5 protein-coding genes and 3 pseudogenes are annotated in these 10,422 nt (G+C 67.2%); 3 read left to right on the plus strand and 5 right to left on the minus strand.

Annotation, left to right across the window (positions count from 1 at the left end):
• Positions 1-193 precede the first annotated feature (193 nt).
• Positions 194-1,330, plus strand: a complete 1,137-nt coding sequence (locus tag ACIBK5_RS40390; protein ID WP_399027950.1) for a tyrosine-type recombinase/integrase — start codon at positions 194-196, stop codon at positions 1,328-1,330.
• A 147-nt stretch (positions 1,331-1,477) separates the two neighbouring features.
• On the opposite strand, the pseudogene ACIBK5_RS40395 reads toward ACIBK5_RS40390, so the two are convergent.
• Positions 1,478-1,824 (minus strand): annotated as a pseudogene (locus ACIBK5_RS40395) (hypothetical protein); the annotation flags it as partial.
• A 231-nt stretch (positions 1,825-2,055) separates the two neighbouring features.
• Between ACIBK5_RS40395 and ACIBK5_RS40400 the strand changes: the two are divergent.
• Together ACIBK5_RS40400 and ACIBK5_RS40405 are read left to right on the plus strand one after the other, a co-directional pair.
• A complete protein-coding gene (locus ACIBK5_RS40400) occupies positions 2,056-3,291 on the plus strand; it encodes an IS701 family transposase (RefSeq protein WP_399027952.1) in 1,236 nt (411 codons plus the stop codon).
• Between the two features lie 231 nt (positions 3,292-3,522).
• Positions 3,523-4,141, plus strand: a pseudogene (locus ACIBK5_RS40405) (IS5 family transposase); the annotation flags it as partial.
• A 440-nt stretch (positions 4,142-4,581) separates the two neighbouring features.
• Here ACIBK5_RS40405 and ACIBK5_RS40410 read toward each other — a convergent pair.
• The 4 genes and pseudogenes from ACIBK5_RS40410 to ACIBK5_RS40425 form a co-directional block, all read right to left on the minus strand.
• On the minus strand, positions 4,582-5,733 hold the full coding sequence (locus ACIBK5_RS40410; RefSeq protein WP_399027954.1) for a S1 family peptidase: 1,152 nt from the start codon (positions 5,731-5,733) through the stop codon (positions 4,582-4,584).
• Between the two features lie 312 nt (positions 5,734-6,045).
• Complete coding sequence (locus ACIBK5_RS40415) at positions 6,046-7,194, minus strand: hypothetical protein (protein ID WP_399027956.1); 1,149 nt, start codon at positions 7,192-7,194, stop codon at positions 6,046-6,048.
• Between the two features lie 32 nt (positions 7,195-7,226).
• Complete coding sequence (locus tag ACIBK5_RS40420) at positions 7,227-8,411, minus strand: CHAT domain-containing protein (protein ID WP_399027968.1); 1,185 nt, start codon at positions 8,409-8,411, stop codon at positions 7,227-7,229.
• A 363-nt stretch (positions 8,412-8,774) separates the two neighbouring features.
• Positions 8,775-10,103 (minus strand): annotated as a pseudogene (locus tag ACIBK5_RS40425) (VWA domain-containing protein); the annotation flags it as partial.
• Positions 10,104-10,422: the final 319 nt, after the last annotated feature.

Consider the following 10,422-nt stretch of genomic DNA (forward strand, 5'->3'; position numbering starts at 1 on the left):
CCCCGCCCGCTTCCCTGCACATTCCTTTGGAAAATCTGATGTGTGGTCACTTCTGCAGGTCAGAGGCATGATGATCAGGTCCAGGTCAGCAAATGGTCAGCAAGAGGCATGGCTGCGTCCTGCGCCGCTGACCCTCTGTCCGTCGGTGACGCCCCCACCGGACGGACCTGCTCTTGTTCGGAAGGTTTCATTCGTGGCACGCCAGCTCGCCCGCGGCATGGGTTCGTTTTTCAAGGACTGCTCCTGTGTCAAGCCCGCTCGTTGCCCCCACCGATACACCATTCGTTTCCGGGACGCGCTGGGGAAGCAGCGCGAGGAGAGGGGCTTCACTTCCCAGGATGATGCGATTGAGCGCCTTTCGCAGTTGTACGCTGAGAAGAAGGCGACGGCACCCTCGGTGGCGGAGGCGCGTCGAGAATTGGGTCAACAGACCATCAGGGAATACTCGGAAACGTGGCTGCCCCGGCAGCGCAGAATGGCGGAATACTCTACGAAGGAGAATGTGCTCAGCTCTCTCAATGTGCACATCAACCCAGCGCTGGGATCGAGGAAGCTGAACTCGGTGACACAGACCGTCGTAGAGCAGTTTCTCGATGACCTGGAAGTGAACGGCGTCGGTCGGGGTAACCAGGTGAGCATCTTCCGGGGCCTCAAGTCGATCCTTTTGGATGCCCACGAGAAGGGAGGCATTCCGAGTAACCCTGTGAAGGGCGTGCAAGGGCCGGAGTACGTGCGCGACAGGGTGAGTATCCCCACGCTGGGCTACATAGAAAAGGCGCTGTCAGTAGCTCATGAGGACCTTGCCCTGGAAATCACTATGATGGTCGGCTGCGGTCTGCGAAACGGCGAAGCTCGGGCTGTCAACCTGAACAACATCGTTGCTGACGATGTCTACCGTGTACACGAGCAGATACATGCCAGGTTGAATAGGCCGGCGAAGTTGAAGCACCGAAAGGTGGGTGAATTTCGGGAGATTCATCTACCTCGTGCGGTGCGTGAGGCGATGGAGAAGTTCACCGAGAGGCATGCAGCGACTTCGGAGGGGTACCTTCTGCGGGGCCCGAGCGGGTATTACACACAAGGAATGGAACACTACCGCGTCCAGAAATTGTTCAAGCAGTTGCCGCCAGAAGAGGGGGTTGGTATGTACAGCTTCCGTCACTTTTTTGCGTCGAACGCCCTCAGTAACGGTATGCCGATTACCGACGTAGCCGAGTGGATGGACCACAAGTCGATCGAGGAGACGTATCGGACCTACAGGCACCTGATGCCGGGGAGTATCACGAAGGCTGCGCGCATTCTGGATGCGGGTCTTTGGGATGCTGCCTGAATGTGGTGCTGAGCCAGCAGCAGGTTCTTCGTCTGCTGGACGTAAAACGTGGCCACGTGTTGCTCGTTGTGGCCGCCGGACCGGGAATGGCCCGGATCTTGTCCTCGGCGAGACGAGCCTGGTCATCTGTCGCCGCCGCGCCCCAGCTCAAGGACACTTGAAGCGGATGTGTTGGCCCGCCCTCTGCTTTGGCGCGGTGGGCAGGTGTGGGGAGCGGAGCACGAGCAGGGTGATCTCGCTGGGGCCGAAGATGCGGAACGGAGGGCCCCAGAAAGCCGGTGCCGCGGTTGGTGCAGAGGAGGGTGCGGGGGCCGTGGTGGCTGAGACCGGCGAGGGCGGGCTGATCGATGCGGTCCAAGGGGTGGAAGGGCCAGATCTGGCCGGCGTGGGTGTGGCCGGAGAGCTGGAGGTCGATGCCGGGTGGCTGCCGCCCGGTCGACTAACTTGGGCTGGTGGGCCAGGAGCAGGACGGGTAAGTCGGTGCCGTTCAGGGCGCGCCTGGCCCGGGGCTGCGGCGTCGATGTCAGCGAATGACGCAGCGGGCCCCCCATTGTGTGTGGGGGTGGGGGCTAGTACTCCAGCAGCGTTTCGCTATCTGGCCTGGTCAGAGGCATCGTCGGGGAGTGTAGTTGGCTGCTGGCACGTCAGGGGCGGTCTTGGCGGACCGCCCCTCCAACGAATGACGTCGAGAACTGTCTGCGTGGTGATGAGGGCAGCCTCCCCGCGTGATCGACGACCTTGCCGACGCGACCTGGGACCGTGAACTCGACGACCTCTTCCTGCGCATCGGCCACCGTTTCGGCCGCGCCGACCTACGACGCCGCATGCGCGACTACGTCCGCGCCCTGCTCGGCCCCGTCGGCCGCAAAAACGGCTGGCAACTGGCCGAATACGCAGGCCACCGCACCCCCGACGGCCTGCAACGGCTACTGAACGGAGCCACCTGGAACGCCGACGACGTCCGCGACGACCTGCAGGCATACGTCGCCGACCAGCTCGGTGAGGCCGACGCAGTCCTCATCCTCGATGACACCGGCTTCATCAAGAAGGGCACCACCTCCGCGGGGGTGCAGCGCCAGTACTCCGGCACTGCCGGCCGCACCGAGAACTGTCAGATCGGCGTCTTCGCCGCCTACGCCACCACCCGCGCACGCGCCCTGGTGGACCGCGAGCTGTATCTGCCCAAGTCCTGGACGGAAGACCGCGGACGCTGCCGTGCCGCCAAGATTCCTGATGAGAGGGGCTTCGCCACCAAACCCGAGCTGGCCAGGGTCATGGTGCTGCGCGCACTGGCCTCCCCGCTGCCGATCGCCTGGGTGACCGCGGATGCGGCCTACGGCCAGGAGTGGCGCTTTCGCCGGATGCTGGAAGAAGCCGCAGTCGGCTACGTGCTCGCCGTCCCGAAGTCCCAGCCGGTGCCCCGCTTCGGCCGGATCGACCATCTGTTCAGCCAAGCGCCGCATGAGGCGTGGGAGCGACGTTCGTGCGGCGACGGCGCCAAGGGCCCACGCGTCTATCACTGGGCGGCCGTCCAGCTTTCGGCGATCGAGGACTTCGACGGTGAGCGGCCCACCCATCAGCGCTGGGCGCTGGCCCGGCGCAGTATCAACAGACCCGATCAGATCGCCTATTACTTCGCATACGCGCCAGCGGGCACCGACGTTGACCGGCTCGTGCGCGTTGCCGGGCGCCGGTGGGCGATCGAGGAATGCTTCCAGGCCGCGAAGAACGAGTGCGGCCTGGACCAGTACGAAGTCCGCGGCTACGTCGGCTGGATGAGGCACATCACCCTGGCCATGCTCGCGCATGCTTTTCTCTCGGCCACGGCGGCCCAGGCGGCGGCAAAGGGGGATGCAGAAACGGTTCCATCCTGGTTCCGCTCACCGTGGCAGAAGTCCGCCGGCTCCTGGCAACTGGCCTCACACACCGGCCCCGCCCGCCACGTCGCATCCATGCGCTGAGTTGGTCGCAATGGCGGCGAAAGCGTCAGGCCGTGGCCCGGCACTGTCACTACCGACGACGACGTCATTCGTTGGAGGGGCGGTCCGCCAAGACCGCCCCTGACGTGCCAGCAGCCAACTACACTCCCCGACGATGCCTCTGACCAGGCCAGATAGCGAAACGCTGCTGGAGTACTAGGGGCTGTCCGGCGGATCATGTGACCGTTCTGGGGTCGGCTCGTTGGCATGTCCATGGGGCGGGGAGATCTGTCGAACGATGAATGGGTCCGGTTGAGGCCACATCTGCCGAAGTCCGGCAAGCGGGGCGGTCGTTGGGCGAGCCATCGCAGGATCATCAACGGGATCCTGTACCGGAACCGCACCGGTGTGCCGTGGCGGGATCTGCCTGCGCGCTTCGGCAAGTGGAAGACCGTGTACGAGAGGCACCGACGCTGGTCGGCGGACGGCACCTGGGGCAGGCTCTTCGCGGCCGTCCTGGCGGACGCCGACGCCGAGGGCCGTATCGACTGGTCGATGGTGAGTGTGGACTCCACCTCCTGCCGGGCCCACCAGCACGCCGCCGGAGCCCGCAAGAGACGCCCGCGGGTGTCGGGAAAAGAACAACGCCCCGGCAGCACCGCCCCGATGAGGGACTCGGGCGCTCTCGGGGCGGCCTGACCTGCAAGATCCATCTCGCCGGGGAAGGCGGACGCCGCCCCTGGCCTTGCTGATCACACCGGGCCAGTGGGGCGACGCCCCGCAGTTCACCCCCGTCATGGACCGCATCCGAGTGGGCCGTCTCGATGGCGGACGCCCGCGTACTCGGCCCGACCATGTCGGTGGGGGCTGGATCCCGAACCCGAGGAGATCAACGTGGAAGAGCAGAGGAAGCAGCGGGACTGGCGGGTGGTACGGAGACGTATCCGCCTGTGGCTGGCGCCCGTGACCTCCGCCGTGTACTGGGTGTCACGCATGTTCAGGGAGTAGGTCTTTCCCCAGACGTGACTGTGCCGCCCCGGCTCCGAAGATCTGGACCGCTACTGAACCGGGCCAGCCAGGGTGCTGATGGGCAGCGGAGGGCATGTCTCCGGCGACCGGGTGAGGTCGACCAGTTCCTCCGGCGGTTCGTCTCCGTCCCGGACGGCCATGACATAAGCCTTCGCCTGCTGCAGCCCTGCCGTACCGTGCCACCTACGGCGTGGGCTCCGGGAGGCACGGGTTCGTCGCCTACGACGGCGAAGGTCGATGATGCGGGGGTGACGTGCTGTCCGCCGGACAGCACGTCACCCCGGACGGTGTGCCGTTCAGCGCTCAGGCGGTGTGCAGCCGGAGCCCGTATCTGTTGAGGATCTCGTTGACGGGCTGGTGCCAGGTCTCGCCGCCGCTGCTGCAGTTGCCCCAGCCGCCGGAGGTGACGCCCTGGGCCTGGTCGCCGCTGATGAAGGCGCCGCCGGAGTCACCGGGTTGGGCGCAGACGCTGGTCTTGGTCATCTGGTGGACGGCACCCTGGCTGTAGTTCACCGTCTCGTTCTTCGCGAGGACGGTGCCGCAGTGCCAGTGGGTGGTGGAGCCCGAACGGCAGACGGAGGCGCCTGTCGGGGCCTCGGCGGAGCCGCGGACGAGCTGGTCGGGAACGGTGCCCCAGCCGAGCACCACCGGTACGGTCCACCAGCCGCTGCCTACGTTCACCCAAGCGTAGTCGTTGCCCGGGAAGGACGACCCCTGGAAGTTGCCGATGTAGGACCGGTCCCAGCCGTACACGGCCGCGCTCGGCGAGCCGCAGTGCCCGGCGGTGACGAAGCCGCCGTGCACGGAGAAGCCTATGGAGCAGCGGACGTTGCCGGTGTAGTAGGGGTCACCGCCCACGGTGCCGGCGGCGAAAGTACGCGGTGCGGCGGGGGTCTGTCGCACCGTTACGGGACCGGCCTGACGGGCTCGGGCCAGGAAGGTCCGGACATCGTTGTCGTCCCGGTGCTCGGCGACGACGTTCACGACGACCTTGTTGGCCTTCGGATCCACGTGCCAACTGCCGACCCCGGCAGGCGCGGACAGCGCGTCGATGCGCTTCTTCGCCGCGTCGAGTTGCCGCGCGTCGTACCGCACGAGGCGTACGGTCGCTCCGGTCGCGCGTACGGCGTCGGCCTGCGCGGCACGTGTGACGGCGACGGTGAGTTCGCCACGGTCGGCGTCGAACCACGAGCCGCCGTAGGAAGAACCGGCGGCGCTGCGCGCTTCGCGTTCGACGGCTGTCGCGGTCTTCTCCGCGGCCAGGCGCGCTTCGGCCTCGTCCAGGGTGAGCCCCAAGTCGCGCTGCATCGCGGACAGGAGGGCGGGGGAGGCGGGTGCTTCGGTCGAGCGTGCGGAAGTGTCCGCCGCGGAAGCGGGCAGGGCGCCGACGGCGGTCCAGGTGCCGAGCAGGAGGAGCGCGGACAGAGCGGTACGCAGAACTGTGGTGCGTCTCAAGGGATGCCCCTTCGTTGTTCCAGCAGAGTGGGGGTGGAACAGCAGAGCTTGAGAGCGCTCTCGGGTGCGCGCGGCAGAGCCTAACCGTTGATCAGGAAAAGGTCTAGGCCATGGTTGGCCGTACGTCATCCGCTGTGCGGGAATGTCAGGGTTTTGGAGCCCACTATCCCCTCGCCGCCCCTCAACCTCGCAGCGCTGGTGACGACATCGCGGCCCCTCGCGTTGAGGCGCACCACCGCGCAGGACCGGGGAGCTGTCGGAGCCTGGGGTTGACTCCCGGTGTGGGGATCCCGGACCGGTTCGGGGAGGGGGTCACCGCATTGCCTCGCTGATCGCGAAGGCGAGTTCCGGCAGGTCCCAATACACGGAGTGGGTCCACAGCCCTGCGGTGGCGGGGTGAGACAGCGCCAGGTCGACCGGTGACGTGCCGTCGGCGAGACGGAACACAGGGGTGGCGGCGAAGGCGAGTACGTCCAGTGGTTGCCAGAGGTTGGTCCAGCGGGCCAGAGAGTTCGGCAGGGTGACGGGATGGTGGCCGACGTAGGGGGAAAGTTGGCCCCCACGGGGGTCACAGAGGTGGAAGAACGCGGGTTGAGAGCCGAAGGTGAGCAGCGACGAAGTCCACAGCGGTTCCCGCGCGGTGGCCATGTCGACAGCGATCACCCCGCCGAGACTGTGTGCGACCAGCCGTACGGGGCGGCCCGGGGTGCGTCCCAGTTCGGGGTCGACGGCGGCGACTTGCTCCCATACCCGGGCATGGATCTGCTCGCGATGGCGTTGATAGACGAGTGCATCGCCCAGGAACCTCGTGGCGCCTGGTCCGAGGCGGTGGCGCAAGCTGTGGTTCATCCTGCCGGCGACCGCCTTCATGGCCGCGCCTGCGATGCGGTCCAGGTCCGCGAGCCGACGTCGGATCAGCGAGCGGAGAGTGCCGTCAACGGGTGCCGCGCCACGGAGCCCGGCCCAGGAATCATCCGTCTCCTGCGTGTAGGTGACCGCATGCGCGATGGCCCTTCCCGTCTCGTTGAGAAGTGACGGGTCATCGGAGCGTGACAGCCACTGGGTCATCGGCCATTCCTCGGCGAGCGCTGCAATCACCTGGTCGGCGTCCGGACTTTCGCGGTCCTCACGCAGGCCGCTGTTCTGCGAGGGGTCCAAGCCGTGGCGGATCGCGTCTCGCAGGGACGTCGGCAGGTCTGTTGGCGCAGGCTCGACGGTTTCGCCCAGCAGCGTGGCCAGCAGCAGCTCGGACGGTGCGTCAACGGTCTCGGCCGTATCGCGCAGCCCGGTGGAATGGGAAGGGAGTGCAACGTCGATGAAACGGTCATCCGCACCGAGGTCCCCCCAGTAGACCGGCACCAAGGTCGTCCCCGCAGCAGCCTGAAGGGCCGCCACGGTAGCGGTGAATGCCTGTGGGTCACGATTGCCGACGCCGTGGATGACGAAGACCGGCTCGCCCATGCCTCTCCTGTCCGGGAGTGTATCCGTGCTTTCTAACGTATGTCGGCATACGCCGCGGGACTGCCGTATACGGCGTAGGCGAGCCAGGTGGGATCCCCGCTCTGGTCGCGGATCGCTCGACGCGCATTCAGGGATGCCTGCCCCAGAGTCTGGCCCTCAGCGACCAGGCACTCGTAGAACGAGTCGGCGAAGAGCAGCGCGGAGTCGGACCGTACCGGCCACAACGTGCCGACGAACGCCCCTGCGCCCGCCTGCAGAAACTGCGGCGCCCAGCCCAGGCCGGTCGAGAACCAGTCGATCTGGCCGGCGCTGCGACAGGCGTTGAAGAAGACCAGTGGGTGGGTGGTACGCAGGGCCCCGGAGTGGGTGGCGTAAGCGAGATCGATCGGATCGAACGGGCCGTCCGCCATCGTGACGTGAGAGCCGGCACTCGTGAACGAGTTGTGGCAGGCGAAGTGCAGCAGTCCGTTGAGCCCTTCGTCCATGAGGTCGCTCACGGCGGCGCCGTGGGTCAGGGTCCCGCCGTTGGATACCGCGTCACCCAGTCTGGCCCGAAGCGCCACCACCTCACGCTCTGCTTCGGGCGGCGAGCCGGGCGGCACCACGAAAGCAGCGCGAGACAGGGACAGTTCGCGTACCCGGTCCTGCCCGAAGACCCGGCGCACCACGGGTAGCCACTCGGCGAGGAATCCGTCGCCCTTCCTCTGGCCGTCCAGGGGATACAGCAGCTCCCAGGGCACGACATCGTGCTCACCGAGCACGGTCAGAGCGGTGACGTGCCCGACCTCCTCCCAGAACTGCTGACGCACGGCATCGGGCACCGCCGTGGCCCACAACTGCACACCGAGGTTGATCAGCCGCCGTCGGGCCTGGTGATGGTCTCTGCCTCCGCCCTGCCCGGCCGTTGCTGCCGTACGCCGAAGCTCGTCGTAGATCCGTTCCCTCGCACCGTGGGAATCGCCCGCTACGAGGCGGAAGGACTCGGGAGCGTAGGTGGTTTCACTGAGGAGCTGGAAACTGTAGACACCGTCCGCGCCTTTGAGGACCTGCAAGGTCACCTCCCCGGGATCGAACGCGAGCGTGGTGAGCGGTGCGGTGCGCGGCGGGCCGTCCCGGGCCGGGGTGTCGGGCTGTACGGAGACCTGGGAGCGCAGTTCGCCGAGAAACGTGCCTTTGTGGAAGGCCCGTACGGTAACGGTGTGCAGTCCGGGTGTCATGGTGCGCAGGCCGAATTGCAGCCAGTGCGAGTCCCGGCCGGGAGGAACAGTCAGCTCTTGCTGCAGGTCTCCCAGGGCCACCAGGCCGGGCGCGTGCACGGTGATCAGAAGCTGTGCTCCCCCTGCCGGGATGCGAAAGCTCCGAAGTGCCACGCCTGGACCATCCGTTCCCCGGGTGACCCGCACGTGCAGGGGCACCTCCCGCCCGGGAGGCGCCTGCTCAACCAACTCCGCTTCCAGGAGCCTCGGCTCCCTGCCGAACGCATCACCGCCGCTGTGCTGCGGCCTGTGAGGGCCGTTACCCCCAGGGCGAAGCAGCCTCGTGGCGTCCTCGGTTCCCACCGCACCGGGGCTCCCGGCCGTGCGGACCGTCTTGGTCGACCGTGTCGCCAGGGTCATCTCGTCAGCGTCCGCGACCTCTGCCTTCAGTCGCACAGTGCCGGTAGGCGCATCGAGGACGTCCACCACCCTGGCGAGCAGTCTCGTGGTCTCGTCGTTCCCCAACGCGCCGGCGAGCCGAACCGCGCGGCCCAGTTTGGCCGTCGCCCCCTCGTGGTTACCCGCCCTGCGGGCATCGAGGCCCTCCTGGATGGCCTCGGCCAGTTCCACCTGTCCCGTGTAGTGGGCGACCAGCGGATCGATCGAGGCGATCGCCGCCATGTCGTCGGTCCACACCGCGCGGACCAGGCCTTGGCCGGAGGTGTGAACCCTGTCGTTGTCCCGCGCGACCAGCGAGATGCGGGCAGCGAGCATCTCCTGGCCGATGCCCGCCTCTGGGACGCGGACGCAGATGTGGTAGTCGCGGGACTCATCACCCCAGGAGCCCGTCGGATAGTCATCGGCGCGCGGTCCCGCCGGGGCACTCCGGTCGGTCAGCACCTCGACGGTGGGTGCGACCTGCTTCACGAACGTGGTCTCGACGCCCACGGGAGTCCACAGGCGCAGCGCGACGTCGGCGACCCTCTTGCCCATCGCCTTCTCCACCAACTGCGTGAAGTCGTCCACCAGATCTGCCGGGTCGGGCACGATGTCCGCGGTGCCCAGCAGCGCCGAGGCGATGCTCATGACCTCCTTCACCTCCCAGTCCGTACCCACCCCGCGCGCGTCGCAGGTGAATCGGCCTGAGCAGGCGTCCAGCGCGGCTTGGAGGTCCTCTGGCGGCTCGTGCTCGTTCCGTCCGTCGGTGAGCAGGATCGCGTGCCGGATCCCCACCTCCGCGGAGTACAGCAGCCTGTCGGCGAGCCGTAACCAGGTACTGATCGCGGTGCCACCGCCCGCGGAGATCTTGCGTAGAGCCTGTTTGGCCTCTGCCCGGGAGCGGGCGTCGGCGACGGCGAGATTGCCACCCGTCGGATAGACCTCCGTGGCCTGGTGCGTACCGGCCACGACTGCGAAGTGCACGCCGTCGCGCAATGCGTCGATCGCGGCGGCCGTCGCCTCCATGACTTCGCGCATCTTGGTCGGCGGATAGTCCATGGACCCGGAGCAGTCGACCAGGACCACCACCGCCGCCGCGCCCTGGCCCGGCCCGGCGCCGGACAGGTGCGTTCCGGTGTTGAAGCCACCGGTGCTGACGCCGGCCGCCGTGACCGTGACGATGGCGTTGACCTCCCGGCCACCCTCCGGCAGATGCTCGTTCTGGTGGACGTCGACGCTGAACTGCGGCGAACCGGATTTCAAGAAGTTGGCCATGGAGACCGCTCCCCTTCAGACTTTCCGCGGCAGCTGGGTGACATCTCATCGCCGGCCGTATCGTGCGTCCCTGTCCAACGGCAGTCGTGTCTCCCGCTGATCTGGCACGCAGTTCAGGCGCTCCGAGTTCCAGGACGATACCGCCACTGGCGGCTGGTCCAGGGGGCAGCCTGCTACAGGGGCAGGTCGCCGCTGCCGCGCTGGAGAAGGTGTTGCTCACCCGGCTAAGACGTCATTTCAGTTGGCGTGATCTTGCGGCAGTCTGGGGTGATGACTGCTGCGCTTGTCGAACGGTTGGCGCCGGAAGACCTGTGGGAGT

The sequence above is a fragment of the Streptomyces sp. NPDC050546 genome, from assembly GCF_044457425.1.
GTDB lineage: Bacteria > Actinomycetota > Actinomycetes > Streptomycetales > Streptomycetaceae > Streptomyces.

Bases quoted from the DNA above. Each gene is read 5' to 3' on its own strand.
- ACIBK5_RS40415 (WP_399027956.1), bottom strand. From the start codon at position 7,194: ATGGGCGAGCCGGTCTTCGTCATCCACGGCGTCGGCAATCGTGACCCA.
- ACIBK5_RS40420 (WP_399027968.1), bottom strand. From the start codon at position 8,411: ATGACACCCGGACTGCACACCGTTACCGTACGGGCCTTCCACAAAGGC.